General features: G+C 72.0%; 23 protein-coding genes. 14 read left to right on the top strand and 9 right to left on the bottom strand.

Annotation, left to right across the window (positions count from 1 at the left end; all coding sequences use genetic code 11):
- Positions 1-139: 139 nt before the first annotated feature.
- Complete coding sequence (gene ychF / locus ABZ794_RS17025; protein ID WP_091406282.1) at positions 140-1,225, bottom strand: redox-regulated ATPase YchF; 1,086 nt, start codon at positions 1,223-1,225, stop codon at positions 140-142.
- Positions 1,226-1,368: 143 nt separating this feature from the next.
- On the opposite strand from ychF, the gene ABZ794_RS17020 reads away from it, so the two are divergent.
- On the top strand, positions 1,369-1,935 hold the full coding sequence (locus ABZ794_RS17020) for an exonuclease (RefSeq protein WP_210785844.1): 567 nt from the start codon (positions 1,369-1,371) through the stop codon (positions 1,933-1,935).
- Between the two features lie 3 nt (positions 1,936-1,938).
- Here ABZ794_RS17020 and ABZ794_RS17015 read toward each other — a convergent pair whose 3' ends face one another.
- Positions 1,939-2,673: a peptidase E gene (locus tag ABZ794_RS17015; RefSeq protein WP_357516192.1), complete on the bottom strand. Its 735-nt coding sequence runs from the start codon at positions 2,671-2,673 to the stop codon at positions 1,939-1,941.
- A 121-nt stretch (positions 2,674-2,794) separates the two neighbouring features.
- Positions 2,795-3,298, bottom strand: a complete 504-nt coding sequence (locus tag ABZ794_RS17010; RefSeq protein ID WP_247670024.1) for a hypothetical protein — start codon at positions 3,296-3,298, stop codon at positions 2,795-2,797.
- 140 nt (positions 3,299-3,438) lie between these two features.
- Here ABZ794_RS17010 and ABZ794_RS17005 point away from each other — a divergent pair, with 140 nt between their 5' ends.
- The 8 genes from ABZ794_RS17005 to valS all read left to right on the top strand — a co-directional run bounded on the left by ABZ794_RS17005 (position 3,439) and on the right by valS (position 14,619).
- Complete coding sequence (locus tag ABZ794_RS17005) at positions 3,439-3,948, top strand: SigE family RNA polymerase sigma factor (RefSeq protein WP_357516190.1); 510 nt, start codon at positions 3,439-3,441, stop codon at positions 3,946-3,948.
- Complete coding sequence (locus tag ABZ794_RS17000; RefSeq protein WP_357516188.1) at positions 3,945-4,454, top strand: hypothetical protein; 510 nt, start codon at positions 3,945-3,947, stop codon at positions 4,452-4,454. Before ABZ794_RS17005 ends, ABZ794_RS17000 begins: the two co-directional genes overlap by 4 nt.
- Positions 4,455-4,672: 218 nt before the next feature.
- Positions 4,673-6,097, top strand: a complete 1,425-nt coding sequence (locus ABZ794_RS16995; protein WP_357516186.1) for an FAD-dependent oxidoreductase — start codon at positions 4,673-4,675, stop codon at positions 6,095-6,097.
- Between the two features lie 86 nt (positions 6,098-6,183).
- Positions 6,184-7,686, top strand: a complete 1,503-nt coding sequence (locus ABZ794_RS16990) for an AlkA N-terminal domain-containing protein (protein ID WP_357516184.1) — start codon at positions 6,184-6,186, stop codon at positions 7,684-7,686.
- A complete protein-coding gene (locus ABZ794_RS16985) occupies positions 7,683-8,192 on the top strand; it encodes a methylated-DNA--[protein]-cysteine S-methyltransferase (RefSeq protein ID WP_210785839.1) in 510 nt (169 codons plus the stop codon). The genes ABZ794_RS16990 and ABZ794_RS16985 overlap by 4 nt, the downstream gene beginning before the upstream one ends.
- Before the next feature lie 37 nt (positions 8,193-8,229).
- Positions 8,230-10,086 (top strand): ABC transporter ATP-binding protein, encoded by a 1,857-nt coding sequence (locus ABZ794_RS16980; protein WP_357516182.1) that lies wholly within the window; start codon positions 8,230-8,232, stop codon positions 10,084-10,086.
- A complete protein-coding gene (locus ABZ794_RS16975) occupies positions 10,083-11,963 on the top strand; it encodes an ABC transporter ATP-binding protein (RefSeq protein ID WP_357516180.1) in 1,881 nt (626 codons plus the stop codon). Before ABZ794_RS16980 ends, ABZ794_RS16975 begins: the two co-directional genes overlap by 4 nt.
- 91 nt (positions 11,964-12,054) lie before the next feature.
- Positions 12,055-14,619 (top strand): valine--tRNA ligase, encoded by a 2,565-nt coding sequence (gene valS / locus ABZ794_RS16970; protein WP_210785836.1) that lies wholly within the window; start codon positions 12,055-12,057, stop codon positions 14,617-14,619.
- A gap of 44 nt (positions 14,620-14,663) precedes the next feature.
- On the opposite strand, the gene ABZ794_RS16965 is transcribed toward valS, so the two are convergent.
- The 5 genes from ABZ794_RS16965 to ABZ794_RS16945 all read right to left on the bottom strand — a co-directional run bounded on the left by ABZ794_RS16965 (position 14,664) and on the right by ABZ794_RS16945 (position 18,837).
- The gene (locus tag ABZ794_RS16965) at positions 14,664-15,308 is read right to left on the bottom strand and encodes a hypothetical protein (RefSeq protein WP_210785835.1); all 645 of its coding nucleotides are present in this window, start codon (positions 15,306-15,308) and stop codon (positions 14,664-14,666) included.
- 93 nt (positions 15,309-15,401) lie between these two features.
- Complete coding sequence (locus tag ABZ794_RS16960; protein ID WP_210785834.1) at positions 15,402-16,112, bottom strand: ABC transporter permease subunit; 711 nt, start codon at positions 16,110-16,112, stop codon at positions 15,402-15,404.
- 1 nt (position 16,113) lies between these two features.
- Positions 16,114-17,025: an ABC transporter ATP-binding protein gene (locus tag ABZ794_RS16955; protein WP_357516177.1), complete on the bottom strand. Its 912-nt coding sequence runs from the start codon at positions 17,023-17,025 to the stop codon at positions 16,114-16,116.
- Positions 17,025-17,930 carry an ABC transporter permease gene (locus tag ABZ794_RS16950; protein ID WP_238689844.1) on the bottom strand — a complete coding sequence of 302 codons (906 nt, stop codon included), beginning with the start codon at positions 17,928-17,930 and terminating at the stop codon, positions 17,025-17,027. The genes ABZ794_RS16955 and ABZ794_RS16950 overlap by 1 nt, the downstream gene beginning before the upstream one ends.
- Positions 17,923-18,837 (bottom strand): ABC transporter ATP-binding protein, encoded by a 915-nt coding sequence (locus ABZ794_RS16945; protein ID WP_210785831.1) that lies wholly within the window; start codon positions 18,835-18,837, stop codon positions 17,923-17,925. The genes ABZ794_RS16950 and ABZ794_RS16945 overlap by 8 nt, the downstream gene beginning before the upstream one ends.
- 239 nt (positions 18,838-19,076) lie before the next feature.
- Here ABZ794_RS16945 and ABZ794_RS16940 point away from each other — a divergent pair, with 239 nt between their 5' ends.
- The 4 genes from ABZ794_RS16940 to galT all read left to right on the top strand — a co-directional run bounded on the left by ABZ794_RS16940 (position 19,077) and on the right by galT (position 24,219).
- The gene (locus tag ABZ794_RS16940; protein WP_210785830.1) at positions 19,077-20,591 is read left to right on the top strand and encodes a glycosyltransferase family 2 protein; all 1,515 of its coding nucleotides are present in this window, start codon (positions 19,077-19,079) and stop codon (positions 20,589-20,591) included.
- Positions 20,592-20,679: 88 nt separating this feature from the next.
- A complete protein-coding gene (gene cysC / locus ABZ794_RS16935; RefSeq protein ID WP_203122191.1) occupies positions 20,680-22,209 on the top strand; it encodes an adenylyl-sulfate kinase in 1,530 nt (509 codons plus the stop codon).
- Positions 22,210-22,321: 112 nt separating this feature from the next.
- Positions 22,322-23,146: a DeoR/GlpR family DNA-binding transcription regulator gene (locus tag ABZ794_RS16930; protein ID WP_210785829.1), complete on the top strand. Its 825-nt coding sequence runs from the start codon at positions 22,322-22,324 to the stop codon at positions 23,144-23,146.
- Positions 23,143-24,219, top strand: coding sequence for a galactose-1-phosphate uridylyltransferase (galT, locus tag ABZ794_RS16925; RefSeq protein ID WP_210785828.1), 1,077 nt, complete (start codon positions 23,143-23,145; stop codon positions 24,217-24,219). The genes ABZ794_RS16930 and galT overlap by 4 nt, the downstream gene beginning before the upstream one ends.
- Positions 24,220-24,569: 350 nt before the next feature.
- Here the strand turns inward: galT and ABZ794_RS16920 are convergent, their stop codons facing one another.
- Positions 24,570-25,787, bottom strand: coding sequence for an NADP-dependent isocitrate dehydrogenase (locus ABZ794_RS16920; RefSeq protein WP_124773753.1), 1,218 nt, complete (start codon positions 25,785-25,787; stop codon positions 24,570-24,572).
- 137 nt (positions 25,788-25,924) lie between these two features.
- Here ABZ794_RS16920 and ABZ794_RS16915 point away from each other — a divergent pair, with 137 nt between their 5' ends.
- A complete protein-coding gene (locus ABZ794_RS16915) occupies positions 25,925-26,728 on the top strand; it encodes an MBL fold metallo-hydrolase (protein WP_210785827.1) in 804 nt (267 codons plus the stop codon).
- The last annotated feature ends 121 nt before the right edge of the window (positions 26,729-26,849 follow it).

Genomic DNA, 26,849 nt, shown 5'->3' with positions numbered 1-26,849 from the left:
CGGCACCCCTACGCCTCCGTACTGCTGATTCCGGACTCGGAGGAACGCACCCGCCGCGCCGTCGATGACGCGTGGGGTGTGCCCCCGACGTGCCCCCGGGCAACGATTCAACCGCCTGACCTCCGGGAACAGGCCGGATTCAGACGTTGAAGCGGAACTCCACCACGTCGCCGTCCTGCATGACGTACTCCTTGCCCTCAATGCGGACCTTGCCCGCCGCCTTGGCCGCCGCCATCGAACCGTGCTCGACCAGGTCGTGGTACGAGACCACCTCGGCCTTGATGAAGCCGCGCTGGAAGTCGCTGTGGATGACACCCGCGGCCTCCGGAGCGGTGGCGCCGACCGGGACGGTCCAGGCGCGCGCTTCCTTGGGGCCGGCCGTGAGGTACGTCTGGAGGCCGAGGGTGCGGAAGCCGACCCGGACGAGCTGGTTGAGGCCGGGCTCGTTCTGCCCGATCGACTCCAGCAGCTCGCGGGCCTCCTCCTCGGGCAGGTCCACCAGCTCAGATTCGATCTTGGCGTCCATGAAGATGGCCTCGGCGGGGGCGACCAGGGCGCGCAGCTCGTCGAGGAACGTCTCGTTGGCCAGTTCGGCCTCGTCGACGTTGAAGACGTACAGGAAGGGCTTGGTGGTGAGCAGGTGCAGCTCGCGCAGGTGCTCCAGCTCGATCTTGGCGGCGGCGGCCCCGGAGTAGAGGGTGGTGCCGCCGTCGAGCACCTCGATCGCGGCCTTCGCGGCGGCGACGGCGGCGGCCCGGTCCTTGCGGAGCTTGGCCTCCTTCTCCAACCGGGGCAGCGCCTTGTCCAGGGTCTGCAGGTCGGCGAGGATCAGCTCGGTGTTGATCGTCTCGATGTCGTCGGCCGGGGAGATCTTGCCGTCGACGTGCACCACGTTCGGGTCGGAGAAGGCCCGGACGACCTGGCAGATCGCCGAGGCGTCGCGGATGTTGGCCAGGAAGGCGTTGCCCCGGCCCTGCCCCTTCGACGCGCCACGGACCAGGCCGGCGATGTCGACGAACGACACCGGCGCCGGCAGCACCTTCTGCGAGGAGAAGATCTCGGCCAGCTTGCCCAGCCGCTCGTCGGGCAGCCCGACCACGCCGACGTTGGGCTCGATGGTGGCGAACGGGTAGTTCGCCGCCAGCACGTCGTTCTTGGTCAACGCGTTGAAAAGCGTGCTCTTGCCGACGTTGGGCAGGCCGACGATGCCGATGGTGAGACTCACGACGGGCCAGCTTACGCCGGTCCCGGCCGGGCCGGTCCAGGCGGCTCCGATTCGGCGCCGCGCCGGTGGTCGATCGTCGCTCCCACCGGGCCCTGTCGGGCGTTGCTAGTCTCCCGTTTCGATGTTCCGCTGCTGGAGGTGGGATGACCTCGACGTTGCCTGAGCTGTATATCGCCGTCGATGTGGAGGCGGACGGGCCGATCCCCGGGCCGTACAGCATGATCTCGCTGGGCATGGCCGTGACCGGCCGCCCCGACCTGACCTTCTACACCGAGCTGCGTCCCATCTCCGACGAGTTCGTTCCGGCGGCGTTGGCCGTCTCCGGCCTGGACCGGGACCGGCTGCTGCGGGAGGCGCCCACCGCGCAGGAGGCGATGTCCGCCGCGGCGGCCTGGGTCAACGGGCTGCGCCGGGTCGGCCGTCCGGTCTTCCTCGCCGCCCCGGCCGTCTGGGACGGCATGTTCGTGCACTGGTACTTCGTCCGCTTCGTCGGGCACAGCCCGTTCGGCGCGACCGGCTCCGGTGTTGATCTCCGCAGCTACTGGATGGGGTTGACCGGCAGCGAGTGGGCCCAGACCCGCCAGGGCACGATCAAGCACGAGCTGGGCCTGCACGACATGCCGCACACGCACCACGCCGGGGAGGACGCCGCCGAGCTGGCCCAGGTCTTCGACGCGGTGCTGCGCCGGCAGGCCGTCGACGAGGCGTGACGCTCAGCCGAGCAGGCGGGGGGCGATGACCGCCTCCCGTACGCTGCCGTCCGCGCCGCGGCTGACCTCGTACGCCGAGACGCCCTCGCGGTCCGCGACTGCCTCGACCAGCTGGGTGCCCCGGTAGACCAGGCCGACGCCGTCGTCGGTGCAGTGGCTGGTGGGGAGCGTGCCGTCGCCGACCAGCTCGTGCATGAGCGGGCGGCGCTGGCCCTCGCTGTCGTAGTGCACCCCGTTGCCGTACGGCAGCCAGGCCAGGCCCTCGGTGAAGCCGCGCAGCCGGGGGCCGAAGCTGTCGGTGGCACCGCCGACATGCCAGCAGATCGAGCCGGCGGAGACGCCGGCCAGCACCACGCCGGCCTGCCAGCACTCGTGCAGGATCTCGTCGAGCCCGTGCACCCGCCACACCGCGACCAGGTTGGCCACGCTGCCACCGCCGACCCAGATCACGTCCTGGGCGAGCAGGTGGGCGCGGACGTCCTCGACGTTGGGCATCGGGAACAGGGCGAGGTGTGACAGCCGGAACCGGGTGTCGGCGAACGCGCCGTAGACGGCGGTCAGCGAGGTGGGCTGGTCGCCCACGGCCTGCCCGAGGTAGCAGACCCGTGGCTGCGGGCCGGCCTCGGCCAACTCGGCCGCCAGCTCGAAGACCGGGCTGGGGCGCAGGTCGTAGGGCCCGCGGTCGCCCCGGAAGAAGCCCATGCTGGTGGCGATGATGGTCGGTTCGCTGGCGGGCATCGGAGCGTCCTTCCGTCGGGGCGGTGCGGCGTCCATCCTGCCGCAGCCGGTCTTCCGCCCGCTCGGTGCGGGGCCGACCCGCCGCCGGCGGGCAACGGGTCGGGCCCCGCCAGGCTGATGATCAACCAGACTGGTCGGGCCGTCGTTGGCGGGGCACCTCGACCTCGGGCCAATGACCCAGGGCCCGACGGTCGGCCGGGGGCAGTTGCCCGGCAGCGGCGCGGGGCAGGGTGAACCGGTCGGCGGCGGCCGGCCCGACCGAGACCGACTCGCGCAGCATCCAACGCACCTCGTCGGCCGTCCAGCCCAGCCCCGGCCGCGCGGCGATCTCGCGGATCAATCGCCGACCGACACTCGTGTCGTCGTCGTAGAAGCGCATGCACCAGTGGTGCGTCCACATCCCGAGCGCCCGCAGGCCCGCGTCGTCGAGGGAGCCGGCCAACCGGCCGCAAGCCGTGTCGGGGAAGCTCCGCTCCGGGTTGCCCGCCCGGTCCCGTTCGATGGCGCCCACGGCGGCCGGCGCGACGGCCCGCATCCGGCGATAGAAGGACTGCGCCACCGCGCGGGGCAGCGGCGGAAACGCACCCGGTGTCGACGCCGCCGCCCAACCCGCCACGCTCGTCATTTCGCCGCACCCCTTCTTCAGTTGGTGGCCGGACGCTACCCGGCACGACCGACACTTTCGGGCCGAAAAACCCCACCGATCGTGGATAGCGACGATGACCTGGGACGTCTGTATCTGTGACAACGAAACGGGGGTGGTGGGTGGACGAGGACGAGCGCGCGCGGCTGGCCGAGTTCGTCGGCAGCCGGACTCCGGCGCTGATGCGGGTCGCGTACCTGCTGACCGGGGACCGCAACGCCGCCGAGGACCTGTTCCAGTCGGCGTTGGCGCGGACCATCCCGAAGTGGGGAACCATTCGGCACGCCGATCCCGAGGGCTACCTGCGGGTGGTGATGTACCGCGAGCAGATCAGCTGGTGGCGGCGACTGCGCCGGTGGCGGGAGACACCGCTCAACCCGGCCGACGAACCGGTCGGCTGCGACCCGAGCGGCGGCACCGACGTGCGGCTGGCGATGCGGGCCGCGCTGCGTCAGCTGCCACCGGCACAGCGCGCGGTGGTGGTTCTCCGCTACTACGAGGACCTGCCCGAAGCCCGGGTGGCCGAGCTGCTGGGCTGCTCGGTGGGGACCGTACGCAGCCGTACCCATCGAGCGGTGAAGCGACTGCGCGACCTGCTGCCGGACGTCGACAGGCTGGAGGTACGGCGATGACCGAACCCTTCGAGCACCTCATCCGCTCCACCCTCACCGACCTGGCCGAGGAGGCACCGATCGTGCATGACCAGTTGAGCCGAGCGGAACGGCGGGTGCGCAACAGACGTCGCGCCACGGTGACGGTGGGGGCGGTGAGCACCCTGGCGGCGATCCTTATCGCCACCCCGCTCGCCCTGGCCGCGACCGGCTCGGACGAGCCTCCTCCGGCCGTGCCCAGCCCGGCCGGTCCGGCGGCCGTGCCCAGCCCGCCCGTGCCCACCCCGTCCGCGCCCACCACGGTGCCGACGGTCGAGCCGAGCCCCGGGGGCGCGCCCGGGGACCCGTCGATCACGCCGGGCCCGCCCGGTGTACCGGGCCGACCGATTGTCACGCCGAGCCCGTCGACTCCGCCGGGCCCGCCCGGCGTACCGGGCCGCCCGACGGTCTCACCAACCCCGTCGACTCCGCCGGGCCCGCCCGGCGTGCCGGGCCGCCCGACTGCCTCGCCGAGCCCGTCGCGTTGAGCAGAACCGGTCAGGTCGGTGGTTCTTCCGGCCCGGCCTGACCGGTCGACCCAGGAGATTCCGGTCACCTTCGCCCGGCGCTCCCCGTACCGACGAGCGCCGTGCGAACCCGCCGACGGGAGGGGACCCTCCACCGAATTTGTCGAGGCCGGCATGCCCGCTCATTCTTGGGCCATGACCGATCCCGGACACCCGAGGTGCGAGCTGCGGGGGCAACGATGAGCACCGCCATGGCCCGGGTGCCCGACTCCCTGCGGGGGCAGATCGTCACCCCCGGCGACCGCCGGTACGCGCAACTGCGCTCGACGTACACCAGGTCGGCGTCACCGGCCGCGGTCCTGCTGCCGAAGACCACCGCGCAGGTGGTCGACGCGCTCCGCTACGCGCGGGAGCAGCGGCTGCCCATCGCGGTCCGCAGCGGCGGGCACGGCCTGTCCGGAGCCTCGTCCAACAACGGCGGGGTGGTCATCGACCTGTCCATGCTCAACCGGGTTCAGGTGATCGACGAGCGGGCCGGCCTGGTCCGGGTCGAGGCCGGCGCGCGCTGGGCGAACGTGGCGAAGGCGCTGGCCCCGTACGGCCTGGTGATCAGCTCGGGTGACTACGGCGGCGTCGGCGTCGGCGGTCTTGCCACCGGCGGTGGTGTCGGCTGGCTGGTCCGCGCCCACGGCCTCACCATCGACCGGGTCCGCGCCGTCGAGGTGGTGCTGGCGGACGGGACGCTGGTACGCGCGGACGCCGACCACGAGCCGGAGCTGTTCTGGCTGGTCCGTGGCGCCGGGGCCGGCGCGGGCATCGTGGTGGCCTTCGAGATCGAGGCGGCCGAGCAGCGCAACGTCGGTGTCGCGCAGCTGGTCGTCGAGGCGCATCCGGACGGTCGCACCGTCCGGGAGTGGACGAGCTACCTCGCCCAGGCGCCACGGGAGTTGTCAGCGGCCGCCGTGGTGTTCGCGGAGGGTCGATCGGTCCTCATGTCCGTCACCGCCGTGGTCGCCGCCGAGAGCCTGCGCCGGGCCCGACCGGCGGTGGAACCGCTGCTCGCCATCGGCAAGGTGCTCGAACACCGGACCGACCTGCTGCCCTACCCGACGCTGGTACCGACCGCACACCTCAACCCCAACGTCGGGCAGCAGCGTGGCACGACCACGAACGGTCTGTTCACCGCACTGGACGACGCCGGGGCGCGGGCCGTGACGCGAGCGGTGACCGGGCCGGGGCGGGCGGTGGTCCAGCTCCGCTCGTTGGGCGGAGCGGTGAACGACGTCGCCTCCGACGCGACCGCGTACCCGCATCGCCACCAGGACACGCTGATCGTGGCCTCGGTGTTTCCGCCGCAGGCCGATGCCGCGTTGAACGCCGCGTGGCGGGCCGCCGGGGCACGCGCCGACGGCGCGTACGTCAACTTCGAGAGCCGGCCCGACCCGGCGGCGTTCGCCCGGATCTACCCGGGCGAGACCGGGGCCCGGGTCCGGCGGCTGTGGAAGCGGTACGACCCGGACGGTGTGTTCCGATCGGCCCTGCTGACCGGCCAGGCCAACCGCGCCGGTCAGGGCAACCGGTCCAGCCCCGCCGGCCAGGCCGAGCGAACCAGTCAGGGCTCCCGCGCCGGCCGGTCCGGTCAGCCGCACCGACGCCGCCGCTGACCGGGAGGCGGGTCCTGCGGCCCCGCGCACACCCAGGTCCGATTCCCGCCAGCCGATGACCGGTCGAGCGGGGCATCATCGGTGACATGGAGATGGACTTCGAGCGGTGTTACCGGGCCGTGGACAGCCGTGACCAGCGGTTCGACGGCTGGTTCTACACCGGTGTGACGTCCACCGGGATCTACTGCCGGCCGTCCTGCCCGGCGATCACGCCGAAGCGACAGAACGTCCGATTCTTCCCGTCCGCCGCCGCCGCGCAGGGCGCCGGGCTGCGCGCCTGCCGCCGCTGCCGGCCGGACGCCGCGCCCGGCTCACCGCTCTGGGACGTCCGCGCGGACGTGGTCGGTCGGGCGATGCGGCTGATCGCCGACGGGGTTGTCGACCGGGACGGGGTACCGGGGTTGGCCTCCCGGCTGGGCTACACCGAGCGGCACCTGCACCGGATGTTGAGCGCCGAGATGGGCGCCGGGCCGCTCGCGCTGGCCCGGGCCCAACGCGCCCAGACCGCCCGGATCCTGATCGAGACGACCGACCTGGCGATGGCCGAGATCGCGTTCGCCGCCGGCTTCGGCAGCGTGCGGCAGTTCAACGACACGCTTCGCGAGGTGTACGCGAGCGCCCCGTCGGACCTGCGCACGGCCCGTGGCCGCCAGCAGGCGCCGGCCGGGGCGGGGATCATCTCGCTCCGGCTGGCGTACCGCCCGCCGCTGCACGCCCGGGCGCTGCTGGACTTCCTCGCGGTGCGGGCGCTGCCCGGTGTGGAGGCGGTCCGCGACGGGACGTACCACCGGGGTCTGCGGTTGCCGCACGGCACCGGCCAGGTGGCGCTGACCCCGGCGGACGGGCACGTGGCGGCGACGTTGCGGCTCGCCGACCTGCGCGACCTGGCGCCGGCGGTGGCCCGCTGCCGCCGGTTGCTCGACCTGGACGCGGACCCGGCGGCAATCGACGCCACGTTGGCCGCCGACCCGGCGCTGGCCCCGGCGGTCACCGCCGAACCCGGCATCCGTGTCCCCCGCGCCGTCGACGGCTTCGAGCAGGCCGTCCGCGCCATCATCGGCCAGCAGGTCTCGGTAACGTCCGCAAGAACAACCCTCACCCGCCTCCTGACCGCCCACCCTCGTGTTGATCATGAAGTTGTTGCCACCGACGACGGCGTGTCCGGACAACAACCTCATGATCAACGGGGTGGGGGGCCGCAGGGGGGTGAGCTGCGCGGGTTTTTGAGCGCGGAGGAGCTTTTGTCGCTGCCGGACTCGGGGTTCGGGATGCCGGTGGGGCGGCGGGAGGCTCTGCGGGGGTTGGCTCGGGCCGTCGTGGACGGGTCTGTCGACCTCGCCGCCGGGGTAAATCGGGAGGAGGCCGTTCGGCGGCTGCTCGCGCTGCCCGGCATCGGCCCGTGGACCGCCAACTACCTGGCCATGCGCGCCTTCGGCGACCCGGACGTCCTCCTCAGCTCCGACCTCGCGGTCCGGCGCGGCGCCGCCGCGCTCGGCCTGCCCGACACCCCACCGACCCTCGCCAGGTACGCCGAGCGCTGGCGCCCCTGGCGGTCCTACGCCACGATCAGACTCTGGAGAGCGGCATGAACATCGACAGCACCGTACTGAACACACCGGCCGGCCCACTGAGCATCCTCGCCGGTCCCGACGGTGACGTACGGGCGGCCGGCTTCACCCCGGACCCGGCGGTGCTGCTGTCCCTGGTCCACCCGGCCCTGCGGGCACCGCTACGGGATCGGGCCGACCTCGGCCCGGTCAGCGCGGCGGTCCACTCCTACCTGGACGGTGACCTCGCCGCCATCGACACCGTGCCGGTGCGCCAACGCACCGGTGGCGAGTTCATGGCGCACGCCTGGCAGGTGCTGCGTGAAGTGCCGCCGGGCACCCCGGTCACCTACACCGGGTACGCCGCGCTGGCCGGTCGACCACCGGCGGTCCGAGCCGCAGCGGCCGCCTGCGCCCGGAACGCGGCAGCCCTCTTCGTGCCCTGCCACCGGGTTCTTCGCACCGACGGCACGCTCGGCGGCTACCGCTGGGGGCTGGACGTGAAGAAGTGGCTTCTCGGTCATGAGCGACGCTTGACAACAAGCTGACAGAGGCATCGACACTCATTGACGCTACCGTCTGGTAGTGCCTGTGGAGAGCGACGGCGACCCGGCCGCCCGGGCCGCCGCGGGCACCCACCCCGTGCACAACCTCTGGCGGCTGCGCCCCTACCTGCGCCCGTACGCCGCCGAGTTCGCCTGGCTGCTCGTCGCTGGCCTCGCCGGCACCGCGGCCGGGATCGCCGTACCACTGGTCGTGCAGCGGGTAGTGGACGGGCCGGTGGCCCGACACGAACCCGCCGGGCTGCTCCAGCTCGGCGGCCTGGCGCTGCTGCTCGGCGTCGTCGAGGCGGTGCTCATCTTCATCCGCCGGTGGGTGCAGTCGTCCTCGGCGGTGGGCATGGAGGCGGCGCTGCGCGCAGACGTCTACGCCCACCTGCAACGGCTGCCGACCAGCTTCCACGACCGCTGGCAGTCCGGCCAGTTGCTCTCCCGGATCACCAGCGACCTGTCGGTGATCCGCCGGTTCCTCTCCTTCGGCGTCTTCTTCCTGGTGCTCAACCTGACCACGTACGTGGTAGTGGTGGTGCTGCTGATCAACCTGCACCCGGCGCTCGGGGTGCTGGTCGCGGCCAGCGCGGTGCCGCTGCTGCTGATCAGTCGCCGGTTCGGCCGGCACTACCACGCCGCGTCCCGCCGGATGCAGGATCAGCAGGGCGACGTGGCGACGCTGGTCGAGGAGACCGCGCAGGGCCTGCGCACCATGAAGGCGTACGGGCGGGGGCCCGAACTGGCCGCTCGCTTCGCCGGTGCGGCCCGGCGGCTGCACGACACGGGCGTCGGCAAGGGGCGGCTGCTGGCGAACACCTCGGCGCTGCTCGACCTGGTGCCCAACGTGACACTGGGCGTGGTGCTGGCGGCCGGGGCGGCCGCCGCCGCGCAGGGCGCGCTCACCATCGGCGAGCTGGTCGCGTTCGTCAGCCTCCAACTGATGCTCATCTGGCCGGTGCAGTCCCTGGGTTGGATCATCGCCAACGGTCAGGAGGCGGCCACCGCCGCCGACCGGATCCAGGAGGTGCTGGACACTCCACCGGAGATCGTGGATTCTGCCGGCGCTGTCGCGTTGCCACGCGACGCGGTGCACGGTCGGCTGCGCTTCGAGCGGGTCTCGTTCAGCTACCCGGGTGCCACCACGGGGGTGCTGCGCGAGATCGACCTGACCATCGAGCCGGGCGAGACGCTGGCCCTGGTCGGCGCCACCGGCTCCGGCAAGAGCACGCTGCTCTCCCTGGTGCCCCGGCTGCACGACGTGAGCACCGGCCGGATCACCCTCGACGGGCACGACCTGCGAGAGCTGCGGCTGGCCTCGCTGCGTCGGCTGGTCGGCGTGGCGTTCGAGGAGCCAACCCTCTTCTCCATGTCGGTGCGGGAGAACCTCACCCTGGGTCGCCCGGACGCCGGTGACGACGAGATCCGCGCCGCCCTCGCACTGGCCCAGGCCGACTTCGCGTACGACCTGCCCTGGGGGTTGGCGACCCGGGTGGGCGAGCAGGGGTTGTCCCTCTCCGGCGGGCAACGGCAACGACTCGCGTTGGCGCGGGCCGTGCTCGGCCGACCGGCGGTGCTGGTGATGGACGACCCGCTCTCCGCTCTCGACGTGCACACCGAGGCCCTTGTCGAAGCGGCGCTACGGCGGGTCCTGCGCGACAGCACCTCGCTGCTGGTGGTGCACCGGCCGTCGACGATCGCGCTGGCCGACCGGGTCGCCCTGCTGGAGGACGGACGGATCACCGCGACCGGCCGGCACTCCGACCTGCTGGCCACCGTTCCGGCGTACCGGGCGCTGCTCGCCGCCGAGCCACCCGCCGGGCATCCGCCGCCGGCCGGGGCCAGCGGCCCGAGTTCGTCCCCTTCGGACGGGTGGGGGCTGGTGCGCTCGTGAGCGTGCCGGAGCAGGCCGCCCCACCTCCGGAGGAGGAGCCCGAGCTGACCCGCTGGCGCGGAACCGCCACCGACCCGGAGGCTGACCGCAGTCGAGCCGAGGGCACCAGCCCCGAGGCGGTGGCCCGGCTGCGCCGGCTCAGCCGCACCCTGCTGGGCGACCTGCTCCGCCCGCATCGGAGGCGCCTCGCCGCAGCCGTCGCCCTGCTGCTGGCCCAGAACGCCGCCGCGATGGCCGGCCCGTACCTGGTCATGATCGGTATCGACCGGGCAATCCCGCCGTTGCGCGCCGGCGACGCCGGCCCGCTGGTCACCGTCGCCGGGGCGTTCGCGGTGGCCGCGGTGACCGAGTACGCGGCCCGCCGCGGCTTCCTCACCCTCTCCGCCCGGATCGGCCAGGCCGTCCTGCTCGACCTGCGGCAGCGGGTGTTCGGGCACTTCCTGCGGCTGTCGGTGGGCTTCCACGAGCGGTACACGTCCGGCCGGATGGTCTCCCGGCTCACCAGTGACCTGGACTCGATCGCCGAGCTGGTCGACGGTGGGATCGACAGCCTGGTGCTGGCCGGGCTCTCCATCCTGTCGGTGGCCGCCATCCTGCTCTGGCTGGACCTGCCGCTGGCGGCCGTGACGCTGTTCGCGTTCCCGTTCCTGTTCTGGCTCTCCCGCTGGTTCGCCCGGTCGTCGGCCAGCGCGTACCGACGGACCCGGGACGCTGTCGCGCTGGTCATCGTGCACTTCGTCGAGTCGATGCGGGGCATCCGGGCGGTGCAGGCGTTCCGCCGCGAGCCTCGCAACCAACGGATCTTCGTGGCGCTCGGCGACGACTACCGGCGGAGCAGCCTGCACGCGTTCCGGCTGATCGCCACGTACTCGCCCGCGATCAAGCTGATCGGCAACGTCACAGTGGCGGTGGTGCTCTGCTACGGCGGTTGGCGGGTGCTCGGCGGGCAGACCGAGATCGGTGTGCTCGCCGCGTTCCTGCTCTACCTGCGCCGCTTCTTCGAGCCGATGCAGGAGCTGAGCCAGTTCTACAACTCGTTGCAGTCGGCCACCGCCGCACTGGAGAAGCTGGCCGGGGTGCTCGACGAACGACCGGCCGTCGCCGAACCGGCCCGGCCCACACCGCTGCCGACCGGCCCCCGCCGTGGTGAGTTGATCTTCCGGGCGGTCGGCTTCGGCTACCGGGCCGACACCCCGATTCTCTGCCGGCTGGAGTTGACGGTGCCGGCCGGGCAGACCGTGGCGCTGATCGGCCCCACCGGGGCGGGCAAGTCGACGATCGCGAAGCTGGTCGCCCGTTTCCACGACCCCGACACCGGCACGGTCCGGCTGGACGGGGTCGACCTACGCGACGTACGCGACGCCGACCTGCGCCGCGCGGTGGTGCTGGTGACGCAGGAGAACCACCTGTTCAGCGGGACCGTCGCGGAGAACATCCGGTTCGGTTGCCCAGGGGCCGACGACGCCGCCGTCCAGGCCGCCGCGCGGGCGATCGGCGCGCACGACTTCATCGCCGCACTACCCGAGGGGTACGCCACTCAGGTGCACCGGCGCGGCGGCCGGCTCTCTGCCGGGCAGCGGCAGCTGGTCGCGTTCGCCCGCGCGTTCCTGGCCGACCCGACAGTGCTCATCCTGGACGAGGCGACGTCGTCGCTGGACGTGCCGACGGAACGTCTGGTGCAGCGGGCACTCGGCACCATCCTGCGCGACCGCACCGCACTGGTGATCGCCCATCGTCTCTCCACGGTGGAGACCGCCGACCGGGTGCTCGTCCTCGACGGCGGAAGGGTCGTCGAGGACGGCCCACCCGCCGTGCTGGCCGAGGCCGACGGCCGGTACGCCGCCCTGCACCGCCAGTGGCGTGACTCGCTGATCTAGTCGGGCCGCCCCGTCGCGGCCACAACCGCCGGCCGGTGTGTTCGGCCGCAACTACGTCGCCCCGCACCCGGTAGGTGCCTACGATCGCAGAATGACCGATACGGCGAGGACGGCCCGCGCCGGCGTTCCCGAGCGTCCGACCCTGGACGGGCTCGAGGAGAGCTGGGCACGCCGCTGGCAGGAGGAAGGCACGTACGCGTTCGACCGCTCGAAGCAGCGGAGCGACGTGTTCTCGATCGACACCCCGCCGCCGACCGTATCGGGCGAGTTGCACATGGGGCACGTCTTCTCGTACACGCACACCGACACGACGGCGCGGTACCAGCGGATGCGCGGCAAGGCCGTCTTCTACCCGATGGGCTGGGACGACAACGGCCTGCCCACCGAGCGCCGGGCGCAGAACGTGTACGGGGTGCGCTGCGATCCGGCGCTGCCGTACGACCCGGTGTGGCGGCCACCGGCGGCTCCGGTCGACGACGCGGCCCGCCGCGACCCCACCCCGATCTCCCGGCGTAACTTCATCGAGCTGTGCGAACGGCTGACGGTCACCGACGAGCAGGCCTTCGAGGCGCTGTGGCGGCGGCTCGGGCTCTCGGTTGACTGGTCCCTGACGTACACGACCATCGGCCGGATCGCCCGGACCACCAGCCAACGGGCGTTCGTCCGCAACCTGCGCCGCGGCGAGGCGTACCAGTCGGAGGCGCCGACCCTCTGGGACGTCGGCTTCGCCACCGCCGTCGCCCAAGCGGAGTTGGAGGACCGGGAGCGCCCCGGCGCCTACCACCGGCTGCGGTTCACCGCGGCCGACGGGCGGGAGGTGCTCATCGACACCACCCGACCCGAGCTGTTGCCGGCGTGTGTGGCGCTGGTCTGCCACCCCGACGACGAGCGGTACGCCGACCTGGTGGGCGGCACCGTGCGCAGCCCGCTGTTCGACGTCGAGGTGCCGGTGTACGCCCATCCCCTCGCCGAGCCCGGCAAGGGCACCGGCGTCGCGATGGTCTGCACCTTCGGTGACCTGACCGACGTGACCTGGTGGCGTGAGCTGGGGTTGGACACCCGGGTGGTGATCGGCCGGGACGGTCGGTTGCTTCCCGAGCCGCCGCACGGGGTGCCGGCCCAACCGTACGCGGCGTTGGCCGGGCAGACCGTCAACGGCGCCCGCCGGGAGATCGTCGGGATGCTGGCCGACGCCGGTGACCTGATCGGCGAGCCGCGCCCGATCACCCACCCGGTCAAGTTCTACGAACGCGGTGACCGGCCACTGGAGATCGTCTCCACTCGACAGTGGTATCTGCGCAACGGCGGCCGGGACGAGGCGCTGCGGGCCATGCTGCTGGGCAGGGGCGAGCAGCTGCACTGGGTGCCGGCGCACATGAAACACCGCTACGACAACTGGGTGGGCGGCCTCAACGGGGACTGGCTGGTCAGCCGTCAACGCTACTTCGGCGTGCCGGTGCCGGTGTGGTACCGGCTCGACGACACTGGCGAGCCGGACTGGTCCCACCCTCTCACGCCGGACGAGTCCGCGCTGCCGGTCGATCCATCCAGCGATCCGGCACCCGGTTACGACGAGTCGCAACGCGGCCGGCCGGGCGGCTTCATCGGCGACCCGGACGTGCTGGACACCTGGGCCACGTCCTCGGTGACCCCGCAGATCGTCGGTGGCTGGGAAACCGATCCGGACCTGTTCGCCCGGGTCTTCCCGATGGACCTACGCCCGCAGGGGCAGGAGATCATCCGGACCTGGCTCTTCGACAGCGTGGTCCGTTCGCACTTCGAGCACGGCGTGCTGCCCTGGCGGGACACAGTCCTCTCGGGCTGGATCCTCGACCCCGACCACAAGAAGATGGCCAAGTCCAAGGGGAACGTGGTCACCCCGCTGGCCCTGTTGGAGCAGCACGGCTCGGACGCGGTGCGCTACTGGGCGGCAAGCGGCAAGCCCGGCATGGACCTGGCCTTCGACCCAGCGCAGATCAAGGTCGGCCGGCGACTGGCCACCAAACTGCTCAACGCGTCCAAGTTCGCGCTCGGGCTGGGCGCTGCGGACGCGTTGCGCGCCCCGTCGACCACTCCACTGGACCGGGCCATGCTCGCCGAGCTGGCCACCGTGGTCACCGCCACGGGCACCGCCTTCGACTCGTACGACCACACGGCGGCCCTGCAGGTCACCGAGGCGTTCTTCTGGCGGTTCTGCGACGACTACATCGAGCTGGTCAAGGAGCGGGCCTACGGCACCGGCGCGGCGGCGGACTCGGCACGGGCGGCGCTGGCCTCGGCGCTGTCGGTGCAGCTGCGGTTGTTCGCCCCGGTGCTGCCGTACGTGACCGAGGAGGTCTGGTCGTGGTGGCGGTACGGCTCTGTGCACCAGGCGCCGTGGCCCACCACCTACGAGGTGGCCCGGACGATCGAGGGCTCGGGTGACCCGGCGCTTCTGCGGCTCGCCGGTGACGCGTTGAGCCAGGTGCGACGGGCCAAGTCGGAGCGGAAGCTGTCGATGAAGGCGGAGGTGCCGTTGGCGGAGGCGCTCGGCCCGGCGGCGCTGCTGGAGCAGCTCACGCTGGTCGCCGACGACCTACGGGCGGCGGGCCGGATCGGCAAACTCGACCTGCTCCCGGACCGTACCCCGGAGCTGGTCATCGCCTGCGCGTTCTGACCCGGGGCCGCCGCCGCCCGCTCGGGCGGCGGCGGACCGGCGGGTCACCAGCCGCGCAGGAAGCGCAGCCCGAGCAGGAACGCGATCACGGCGGGCCCCACCAGCAGGGTGATCGCCTGGAGGCGGTACGGCATCCGGTGCCGGGTCAGCTCGCCCGCGTTGCCCAGCACGATGGCCCCGGCCAGCATCAGGAACGCGCCCCACCAACCGGTCTCCAGGTGGATCAGATCCACCCGGATCAGTTGCAGGGTCACGCCGAGCAGCGCTCCGGTCAGCGCGAGCAGGGCCACCGCCCGGTGCAGGCCCCGGGCCAACGGGTGGGCCGCGCGCCAGCCGTAGGTGCCGGCCACCGCCAGGCAGGGCAGCACCACCATGAGCGGCCAACCTCGCCCCATCACGCCGAACATCAGCAGCGCGCCGACCGCGAAGACCATGGTGCCGACGCAGGCGAGCATGTACCCGGCGAAGGCCCGTCCGCCGCCGCGAGCCAGCAACGGCCCACCGCTGGCCGCGATCAACGCGGCCGGGATCAGGATGAACACCGCCCACCAGTGGAACTGGCCGCTGCCCTGAGCCGCCGTGGCGACAGTGGCACAGGCCAGCCCGGCGACGGCCAGGCTGGTCAGCCACGGCCGGCTGCTCCGGGAGTATGGCTCAGCCAACGACGTCCGCTCCGCTTCGACGCTCACGCCCACCAGCCTGGCCCGACGTGGCCCGACCGGTCCATCCGGCCAGCCCTACCGCCGCGCGGGGGCTGGCCGGAACAGCGTCCCGCACGGCTGTCAGCTCGTCTCGCCAGCCACGCTGAACGAACGCAGGCGGTCGATGGCGAGCACCGTGAAGCCGACGCTGACCAGCGCGGTCATCACCGACGCCACCGGCACCGACACGCTGGTCTCCAGCAGCCCGGTGGGGGCGATCCGGTCGGCGAGGGCGATCACGTACTGCTGGATGGAGAGCACCTTGGTGCCGCTGACGAAGTTGCCCAGCAGCCCCTCCCAGATCAGCACGTAAACCAGCCCGAGCAGCACCGGCCGCCTGGTGACCAGGCTGAGCGCGAGGAACAACGCCGAGTACGCCAGCGCGCCGAGCGCCGCCGCGACCGCCAGCGCCAGTCCGAGGCGTACCGAATCGGCGAGCACGCCCGCGACGTAGAGCGGCACCGCCACGGTGACCGCGGTGACCCCGGCGGCGACAGCGAGCTTCGGCAGCACGATCTGCCAGCGCGGCAGCGGCTTGGTCAGGATGTGCACCACGGTGCCGTCGTCGATCTCGGCGCCCAGCACGCCCGTGCCGATGATCAGCGCGACCACCGGCAGCACCACGGCCAGCCCGAGGCCGACCAGCACCGGCGGCCCCCACTCGCCCGGGTCCACCCCCAGCGACCGGCAGAGCACGGCCAGCCCGAGCAGCACCAACGGCAGCGGTAGCAGCAGCAGGAACCGACGTCGGCCGAACAACCCGCGCGCGGTGATCCAGGTAACTGTCGACATGTCAGGCCTCCACCAGGTAGGAGAAGACACTCTCCAGGGACTCGTCGGACGGCACCAGCTGGCGTACCCGGATGCCTTTGTTCAGCGCGATCCGGGGCAGCGCCCGGGTGAACGCGCCGTAGTCACCGGCCCGCACGGTCAGGCCCGTTGGGTCCAACTCGACCCCACTCACCGACGGCTCGGCGATCAGCGCGACGGCCAGCGCCCGGTCGTCGGTGGAGCGCACCGCGAAGACGTGCGGGCGGTTGGTCATCAACCGGCGGATGGTCCGGAAGTCGCCGGAGGCGGCCAACCGGCCGGCCACCATCACCTGCACCGTTCCGGAGACCTGTTCGACCTCCTCCAGGATGTGCGAGCTGAACAGGATCGTCCGGCCGGCGTCACCGAGGGTGTGCAGCAGCTGCATCATGTGCAGCCGCTGACGCGGGTCCATGCCGTTGAACGGCTCGTCGAGCAGCAGCACCTGCGGGTCGTGCACCAGCGCGGCGGCCACCCGGGCACGCTGGCGCATGCCCTTGGAGTACGTGCCGATCCGGCGGTCCTGCGCCGACTCCAGCTCCACCAGGCCGATAGCCCGTCGGGCCGCGGCCGCCGGATCGGGCAGCCGGTGCAGCTTCGCGCTGGCCAGCACGAACTCGTACGCGGTGAGGAAACCCTGCACCGCCTCCCGCTCGCTGACCAGCCCCAGCCGCCGGTAGACGTCGGGGTTTCGCCAGGTCGGCTCGTCGTCGAGAGTGACAGTGCCGCGTGACGGGGCGAGGAACCCGGCCATCATGTGCAGCAGGGTGGTCTTGCCGGCGCCGTTCGGGCCGAGCAGGCCGGTCACGCCCGGGCCGAGGACCATGCTGATGTCGTTGACAGCGACCACGTTGCCGTACCACCGGGACACCCCGGTCAGGCTCAGCGTGCTCATCAGGAGGCGACCTTCCGGTAGCGGGCCAGCAGGAGGGCGGTCGCGCCGGCGACCAGCAGCACCGCGGCCAGGGCGTAGACCGGGCCGAACCCGCCGATCATCATCTCGCCCGGATCGCCCTCGACCAGCAGGTCACCCAGCGACCAGATGCCCACCCCCTGCACCAGCGTGGAGGGTGAGGCGAGCCCGGCCAGCTCGTTGGCGGCGCGCGACGGCAGGATGCTCAGCACCCCGACGATCGGGGTGGTCATCAGGAAGACCGCCACCACCCCACCCGCGGCGAAGGCGCGCTTGCCGGTCAGCGAGGCGACCAGCAGCCCGACCGAGGCGAAGACCACAGCCCACAGCCCGGCGTAGAGCAGGCCGGGCAGCAGGTCGAGCAGCTCGTTCCACACCCCGCGCATGCCCTGCTTGGTGGTGAACGCGGCACCCAGGAACATCAGCAACTGGGGTCCGCCGAGCAGCAACCAGAGGGCGGTGACCAGCGCCAGCAGCTTGGCCAGCGCGTAGTCGGCGCGCGGCAGCGGCCGGGAGAAGTACAGCGGCAGCACACCGCTGCGCAGGTCCCGAGAGACCAGCTCCGGAGCGACGACCGCGACGAAGAAGATGACCAGCCAGCTCATCGCGTCGGCGAACTGGGCGTACGTGGCGACCGGCTCGCCGATCTGGCTGCGTACCGCGGCCAGGGCCACCGCGACCAGGGAGACGATGCCGACTACCAGCCACGGGAAGATCTTGGCCTTGGCGCTGCGCCCGAACCCGAACGCGGTGCGCAGACCGTGCAGGTAGAGCGCGCCGAAGACCTGTCGGCGGCCGAGCCTCGCACCCTCGTAGCGTTGGTAGCCGATGTCGTGGATGACGCCGGTCGGCGTGGGGCGCACGGCGGCGGTGGACGGCTCAGGCATTAGTGAGCTCCCTCGTGGCGAAGAGTTCGGCCACCCGGTGCCGGCGCTGGTCCAGTCGGTGCAGTGGCAGGTCCAGTTCGGCGACCGCACCGAGGATCAGGTCGTAGGTGCCGTCGTCGGCGAGCGGCACGAGGAGCAGTCGCCCGTCCCGGGCGACAGGCAGTTTCAGCTCGGCGAGTCGGGCGGCGAGTTCCTCGGTGCCCTCGCTGACCTCGACGGCGAGCACGTCGGTGGCCGAGGTCATCGCGGAGATGTTGTCGGCGCGCAGCAGTTTGCCGCCGTCGATGGCGATCAGCGTGTCGCAGATCCGCTCCACCTCGCCGAGCAGGTGCGAACAGACCAGCACGGAGATGCCGAACTCGGTGCCGATCCGGTGTACCAGGGCCAGCATGGCGTCGCGGCCGGCCGGGTCCAGGCCGTTTGTCGGTTCGTCCAGCAACAGCAGGTCGGGGTCGTGCACCAGCGCCTGGGCCAGCTTGACGCGCTGCTTCATGCCGGTCGAGTAGCCACCGACCGGGCGATAGCGCTCCTCGTAGAGCCCCACGTGCCGCAGCGCCTCCGAGGCCCGCTCGCGGGCCGCGGTGCGGGGAAGGCCGCTCATTCGACCAAGGTGGGTGACCAGTTCGGCGGCGGACAGGTCCGGTGGGAGGCAGTCGTGTTCCGGCATGTAGCCGACCCGGTTGCGGACAGCCGCCGGGTCTGCGGTCGGGTCGATGCCGAGCACCGAGACCTGACCGCTGGTTGGTGCGATCAGGCCGAGCAGAATCTTGATCAAGGTGGATTTGCCGGCGCCGTTCGCGCCCACCAGGCCGATGATCCCGGGCTCGACGGCGACGGTGAGGTCGGCCAGCGCGGTGACCCGACCTCCGTACGTCTTGGTGAGCGACTGGGTCGCGATCAGTGTCACGCGCCCAGCGTAGGGAGTCGATGCCCAGCAGGGACACCGGCACGCCCCCGGCACTCCCCTGATCCTTTCCCCGCCGCACCCCTAAGGTCCCTGCTGAGGGCTCCCGCGACGTTTCCGCCGGTCCCGCGTCCGACCCGACCCCGCCTTGGGAAAGACCCGTCCAAGGTGACACCATTCACCTCCCGTTCACCAGGCATCGACCCGCCCGGTGATCGACCGACGACGCGGGAGGGATCCTGATGGCCGAGGTGGGCGTCCCCAAGGTGAGCGTCGTGGTGCCGGCGTACAACTGCGGCCCACACATCGAGAAGCTCGCCGCCTCGCTGCTGCGTCAGTCACTGCCCGCCGACGAGTTCGAAGCCATCTTCGTCGACGACGGCTCGACCGACGACACGGCGGAGCGGCTGGACCGGCTGGCCGCCGAGCACCCGCACATCACTGTGGTGCACATCGAGAACTCCGGCTGGCCGTCGCGTCCGCGCAACCTCGGCGTCGAGCACGCCCGCGGCGAGTACGTCTTCTTCGCCGACGACGACGACTGGTTCGCCGACGAGGCACTGGAGCGGCTCTACGCCTGCGCGAAGGCGAACGACGCCGACATCGTGGTGGGGAAGATGGCCGGGTACGGACGTCCCGTGCCGCGGGAGCTGTTCCGCAAGAACCGCTTCGACGCCACCCTCGGCAACTCCCCGCTGGTCGACAGCCTGACCTGTCACAAGTTGTTCCGGCGGTCGTTCCTCAACGAGCATGGCCTGCGGTTCCCGGAGGGCGGCAAGCGTCGGCTGGAGGACCACTCACTGGTCATCCGGGCCTACTTCCTGTCCCGGCGCACCTCCGTGCTGTCCGACTACGTCTGCTACCACCACGTCCATCGGGGCGACGCGCGCAACGTCACCGCGAGCGAGCTGGACCCGGCGAGCTACTTCGCCAGTGTGCGGGAGGCGTTGGACGTCGTGGACGCCAACACCGAGCCGGGTCAGCTGCGGGATCGGCTGCACCGGCGCTGGCTGCGCAACGAGATGCTCAGCCGGCTGCGCGGCAAGCGGCTGCTGAACGCCCGCGAGGCGTGGCTGGAGCAGGTCGCGCTGGAGATCCAGAAGATCATTCAGGATCGCTTCGCCCCGGGCGTCGCGGGTGGTCTGCCACCCCTGCTCCGAGCCGTGGCGTACCTGGCGGAGCAGGGGCGCGTCGCGGACCTGCGCAGGCTTGCCCGCTGGGAGGCGGGCATCGCCGCACACGGCACTGTCGATGAATTCCAACGTGTCGACCACGCCGTCACGGTGACCGTCGCCGCCGAGCTGCGCGCCGCGGACCAGCCGGTCGGGTTCCGCGCCGATGATGGCCGCGACGTGCTGATGCTTCCGATGGAAGAGGTCGCCCCCGAGGTGCTCGACGCCACCGCGCAGGTGCGCAAGGCCCGCCTGGACCTGGTGGCCCGCCACCGGGAGACCGGCGCCGAGATCTTTATTCCGAACACCTTCCAGACCGAGCGGATCACCGGCACGACCGGAGCGGACACCGTCCACCTGGTGCACCGGGCCACCGCCACGATCGACTTCGCCGCCCTCAACGGCGGCCGGACCAGGGGCAGCTGGCAGCTCAAGGCCCGGATCACCAACGTGGGCTGGACCGAGGACGCGCGACTGCCGCTGTTGTTCATCTGCCGGACCGACGGCTCGCGACCCCGGATCCGCGACGAGCGGAAGGTGTGGAACCGGGTGCGGTCGGCGGTAGGCCGACGGATCAAGCGCTGACCCGCCCGCGGGGGTCTTGGAGTGGCGCCCTCGACCGATGGGCGGTCGGCTGCGAAACTGTGTGCCGGTCAGCGAGTGGGGGGTGTGGATGAGCAACGGCTGGGTGCTGCCCGACGAGGTGCTACGGGACGCACCGGCGTACACGCCACGTCCCGGTGAGCTCGCGGATCTGGAGCTGCTGCTGACCGGCGCGTACGCCCCTCTGACCGGTTTCATGACCCGCGCCGACCTGGTCTCGGTCAGCCGACGCGGCCGGCTGGCCGACGGCACACCGTGGCAGGTCGCTGTCGTTCTCCAGGTGCCGGCCGCCCTGGCGCAGAGCTTCGATCCGCGCGACCCGGCCCGCCGGGCGCTCGTGCTGACCGACGGGGAGGGCGCCCCGGCGGCCGCCCTGGACGTGGCCGACGTCTGGCCGGTCCGCGAGGGCGTGGCGGGAGTGGGCGGCCAGGTTCGGCGGCTGGGCGACGGTGGACACGGTCCGTTCCAACGACTGCGGCGTAACCCGGAGGAGGTCCGTGCGCTGCTGCCCCCGGGCCGGGTGCTCGGGGTGATCGCCGACCGGCCGCTGCATCGTCCACAGCTCGCCCAGATCGCCCACGCCGCCCGCACCCTGGCCGCTCATCTGCTCGTGATGATCCCGGTCGGCGAGGGCGGCGCCGACGGGCTCCCGCCGGAGGCGCTGGTCCGGACGATCTTCGCCGCGCGGGACCGGATGCCACCCGCCACCCTGGTCGCGGTGCCGCTGTCCCACCGACGCGAGGAGATCAGCGACGCGCTGCTGCGCGCCCGGGTCTCGGCCGCGTACGGGGTCACCCACCTGCTCTCCACCGGGGAGATGCTCTCCGGCGCCGGGCTGCGGGTGCTGGTGCCGCGTGAACTCGCCTACGACAACCGCGACGGGCAGTGGCGTTGGCGGGAGGACATCCCACCGCGCAACCGCCGGCTGGCGCTGACCCAGCCGGAGATCGACGATCTGCTCGACCGGGGCTTCCCGCTGCCGGAGTGGCACACCCCGCCCGCTGTGGCACGGGAGTTGGCCCGGGCCCGGCCGCCGCGTCGGCAGCGAGGACTGGTGGTCTTCCTGACCGGTCTCTCCGGCTCCGGCAAGTCGACGATCGCCCGAGGGCTGGCGGACGCGTTACGGGAGAGCGGCGACCGCACGGTGACCCTGCTCGACGGGGACGTGGTGCGCCGGGAACTCTCCGCCGGACTGGGCTTCAGCAAGACCGACCGGGATCTCAACGTCCGGCGGATCGGCTGGGTGGCCGCCGAGATCGCCCGGCACCGTGGGGTGGGCATCTGCTGCCCGATCGCCCCGTACGCGGCGGCTCGGGCCACTGCCCGGGAGATGGCCCTCGCCGCCGGATCGGGTTTTGTGCTGGTGCACGTGGCCACCCCGCTGGAGGTGTGCGAGCGACGGGACCGCAAGGGCCTGTACGCGCGAGCGCGAGCCGGCCTGCTCACCGGGATGACCGGCATCGACGACCCGTACGAGGAGCCGACCGACGCCGATCTGGTGCTCGACACCACCGACCTGAGCGTGGCGGACGCGGTGCAGGCCGTGCTGCACCATCTGACCGAGACCGGCTGGGTGGAGCTGAAGATCGCCACCGCCTGAGGCGCCGCCGTACCCGTTCCTTCCACCGCTGAGCGGCACGCGCTAGTGTTCATCTTTGTTGGAACACGTTTGACCGCGTGAGGGTACGTGGACGTCCGGGGAGGCACGGCGGATGCTCGCTCAGCAGCGGCAGGCGGCCATCCTGGAGCGGGTCCGCTCGACCGGCGGTGTCCGGGTCAGCGAGTTGGCAGGCGAGTTCGGCGTGTCCGACATGACCATCCGGCGGGACCTCGATGCGCTGCACGAGCGCGGTCTGCTGGCCAAGGTGCACGGCGGCGCGACCACGACCGGGCCAAGCTCGACCGACGAGCCGGGCTTCCGCGCCAAGTCGGTCCGCCAACTGCCGGAGAAGGCCGCCATCGCCGACCGGGCGGCTCAGCTGGTCCGGCCGGGAGCGGCGGTCGCGCTCTCCGCCGGCACCACCACGGCCGAGCTGGCCCGCCGGCTGGTGGACGTGCCCGAGCTGACCGTCGTCACCAACTCGCTGCCGGTGGCCGAGATCATGCACGCCGGTGGCCGCCCGGACCAGACGGTGGTGCTCACCGGCGGCGTCCGCACACCGTCGGACGCGCTGGTAGGTCCGCTCGCGGTCGGGGCCGTCCGGTCACTGCACCTGGATCTGCTCTTCCTGGGCGTCCACGGCATCACCGAGCGGGCCGGCTTCACCACCCCGAACCTGATGGAGGCGGAGACCGATCGGGCGCTCGTGGCGGCGGCGGACCAGCTGGTGGTTCTCGCCGACCACACCAAGTGGGGCACGGTCGGCATCTCCTCGATCGTCGGGTTGGCGGCGGCCCACGTACTGGTCAGCGACGACCGGTTGCCTCCACCCGCACGACGGGTACTCGGCGAACAGGTGGGCGAACTGATCATGGTCAAGGCGACAGGGGCGGGCCGCGCGACGCGCACGCCGACAACCGAGGGGACGGCGCCGTGAAGCGCACCGCGATCGACCTGGCCGACGGCCGGGAGCTGATCTACTTCGACGAGCGCGACGACGCGGTCCGCGACCAGCCGGACCGCCGGGACCTGCCGCCGCCTCCCCCCGCGTCGCAGCTGCGCTACGACCCGTTGACCGACGAGTGGGTGGCGGTCGCCGTGCACCGGCAGACCCGCACCTTCCTCCCGCCGGCGAACGAGTGCCCTCTCGACCCGTCGGTGGGCGACCGGCTGACCGAGATCCCCGCACCCGACTACGACGTGGTGGTCTTCGAGAACCGGTTCCCGTCGCTGAGCGGTCGGGTGGCCGAGGAGCCCGGGGAGATCACTCCGTTCACGCCGGTTCGGCCCGGCCTCGGCCGGTGCGAGGTGGTCTGCTTCACGTCGGACCACAACGCCTCCTTCGCCAGCCTGCCCCCGCGCCGGGTCCGCACCGTGCTGGACGCCCTCGCCGACCGCACCGAGGTGCTCGGCGCGCTGCCCGGCGTCGAGCAGATCTTCTGCTTCGAGAACCGGGGCGTGGAAATCGGTGTCACGCTGCACCACCCGCACGGCCAGATCTACGCGTACCCCTTCGTGACGCCGCGCACCCGCGCGCTGCTGGCCGCGGCCCGCCGGCACGCAGAGCGGACCGGCGGGGGCAACCTGTACGCGGACGTGCTGGCCGCCGAGCGCGCCACCGGTGACCGGGTGGTCACCGAGAACGAACACTGGACGGCGTTCGTCCCGGCGGCCGCCCGCTGGCCGTTCGAGGTGCACGTCGCGCCGCACCGCGTGGTGCCGGACATCCCGGCGCTCAGCGACAGCGAGCGGGACGCCTTCGGGCCGCTCTACCTGGATCTCCTGCGCCGCTTCGACGGCCTGTTCGACATGCCGATGCCATATATCTCGGCCTGGCACCAGGCTCCCGTGCGGGTCGACCGCGAGCTGGGCCACCTGCACCTACAGCTGTTCAGCATCCGGCGGGCCACTGACAAGCTGAAGTACCTGGCGGGCTCCGAGTCCGGGATGGGCGTCTTCATCAACGACATCGCTCCGGAACGCGCCGCCGACCTGCTGCGCGCCGCCTGAAGAGCCCTGCTGTGCGCGGGGCCTTAGCTTGGCGGGGCACGGCTTGCGTGTGGCCAGAGCTTGGCGCGGCCTGCGCTTGGTGGGAAACAGGGCGCGGGGGGCCCGGGACAGGGCCCCCCGCAGGGAAGGGACGGCTGGCTGTGCACGGCACAGCCGGGAAGGCTGGCTGATCGGCGCACGGGTGCCGCGGGTCGACCGTGGTCAACCTTCCTGGACGCGACTGGCATCTCGTCCATCCTGGTCAACGAGGCGCGCCGGTCGCAGTGACGCCGATCGGCGCGGCGGCGCCGGACACGCCGAAGCCCGCCGGCAGGGATGCCGGCGGGCTCCGATGACGCGGTACGCCTGGATCAGGCGGCGATCTTGCGGGCCAGGTTCTCGTCGAGCGCGTTCATGAACTCGTCGGTGGTCAGCCACGGGGCGTCGCGCGAGATGAGCAGCGCGAGGTCCTTGGTCATCTGGCCACCCTCGACGGTGTCGACGATGACCTGCTCCAGGGTGTTGGCGAACTCGGTGACCGCCGGGGTGCCGTCCAGCTTGCCCCGGTGGGCCAGGCCCCGGGTCCAGGCGTAGATCGACGCGATCGGGTTGGTCGAGGTCTTCTCGCCCTTCTGGTACTGCCGGTAGTGCCGGGTGACAGTGCCGTGCGCGGCCTCGGCCTCGACGGTCCGGCCGTCCGGGGAGAGCAGGACGGAGGTCATCAGACCCAGCGAGCCGAACCCCTGCGCGACGGTGTCGGACTGCACGTCACCGTCGTAGTTCTTGCAGGCCCAGACATAGCCGCCCTCCCACTTGAGCGCGGCGGCGACCATGTCGTCGATGAGCCGGTGCTCGTAGGTGATGCCGGCGGCGGCGAACTCGGCCTTGAACTCGGTCTCGAACACCTCGGCGAAGATGTCCTTGAACCGGCCGTCGTACGCCTTGAGGATGGTGTTCTTGGTGGACAGGTAGACCGGGTAGTTGCGGTCCAGCCCGTACCGGAACGACGCCCGGGCGAAGTCCCGGATCGACTCGTCGTAGTTGTACATGCCCATGGCGATGCCGCCGCCGGGGAAGTTGGCGACCTCCATCTCCATCGGCGCGCCGCCGTCAGCCGGGGTGTAGGTGATGGTCACCGTGCCCGGGCCGGGGACGACGAAGTCGGTGGCCTTGTACTGGTCACCGTGGGCGTGCCGGCCGATGATGATCGGCTTGGTCCAGCCTGGGACCAGCCGCGGCACGTTGGACATGATGATCGGCTCGCGGAAGACGACGCCGCCGAGGATGTTGCGGATGGTGCCGTTGGGCGACCGCCACATCTTCTTCAGGCCGAACTCCTCGACCCGGGCCTCGTCCGGGGTGATGGTCGCGCACTTGACGCCGACGCCGTGCTCCTTGATGGCGTTGGCGGCGTCGATCGTGACCTGGTCGTCGGTCTCGTCGCGGTGCTGGATCGACAGGTCGTAGTAGTGCAGGTCGACGTCGAGGTAGGGCAGGATCAGCTGCTCCCGGATCTGCTTCCAGATGATCCGGGTCATCTCGTCGCCGTCGAGTTCTACGACCGGGTTGTTTACCTTGATCTTCGCCATCGGCCGGCGCTCCTCTCGGGGGACACGTGCTCAAGCAGTACGAGCGTACTGCAATTGGGCCGGCAGCCCCCAGCCGGCCTCGACCGGCCGGCGGAACCGGGCTGCGCGGAACAGGAATGCCCTGGAATCATCGTCCGATGCCACTGAACCGCACCCTCGGGTCTATCACGGTCACCGCACTCACCGACGGTGAGGGTGCCTTCTTCCAGCCCCGCGCGGAGGCGTTTCCGCAGGCCACAGCGGCGCAGTGGGCGGAGGCCGACCGGCGCGACCCCGGCTCCGTGACCGCCGACGGGCAGTGGTGGCTGCCGTTCCGCAGCTTCGCGATCCGCGCCGGCGACGGGCCGGTCACGCTGGTCGACGCCGGGATCGGCCCGGCCGACGCACCCGCCGCGAGCTGGGCGCCCGTCCCGGGGCGGCTGCCCGCCGAGTTGGCCGCCGCCGGCATCGACCCCGCCGACGTCGACACGGTCGTCCTTACCCACCTGCACAGCGATCACATCGGCTGGGCGGTCACCGGCACACCGGGGCGGCCGTACTTCCCGAACGCGAGCTACCTGCTGCAGCGCGCCGAACTCGACGCGGCGGAGACGCTCAACCCCGGGCTGCCGGCCGGCCTCGTCGCGCCCCTGCGCGCCGCCGGCCAGCTCCGGGTGGTCGACGGCGAGACCGCTCTCACCCCAGCGGTACGCCTGCTGCCCACCCCGGGCCACACGCCCGGCCACCAGTCGGTGCTCCTTACTTCGGCCGACGAACGGATGCTGCTCACCGGGGACCTGCTGGTGCACATGGTGCAACTCGTCGACCCCCACCTGGCGTACGCCCACGAGGAAGACCCGGACCAGGCCCGCACCTCCCGGCTGACCGCCCTCCGAACCCACTCCCCCACCGCCCTAGCCACCCCCCACCTCAGCACCCCCTTCACCCCCTTCACCCGCTAGCCGGCGGGGTGGGGGCTGGACGGCGAAGGGCGCGCCGGCAAAGGCGGCGCGGCCCGCGGGGGTGGGGTGGGTGGGGGGGACAACAAGGGGGGGTTTTGGGCCCGGGGTGGGCGGGCGGCGT

The sequence above is a fragment of the Micromonospora sp. NPDC047187 genome, from assembly GCF_040643355.1.
Lineage (GTDB): Bacteria > Actinomycetota > Actinomycetes > Mycobacteriales > Micromonosporaceae > Micromonospora > Micromonospora salmantinae.
This window is presented reverse-complemented; position numbering and strand designations above follow the sequence as displayed.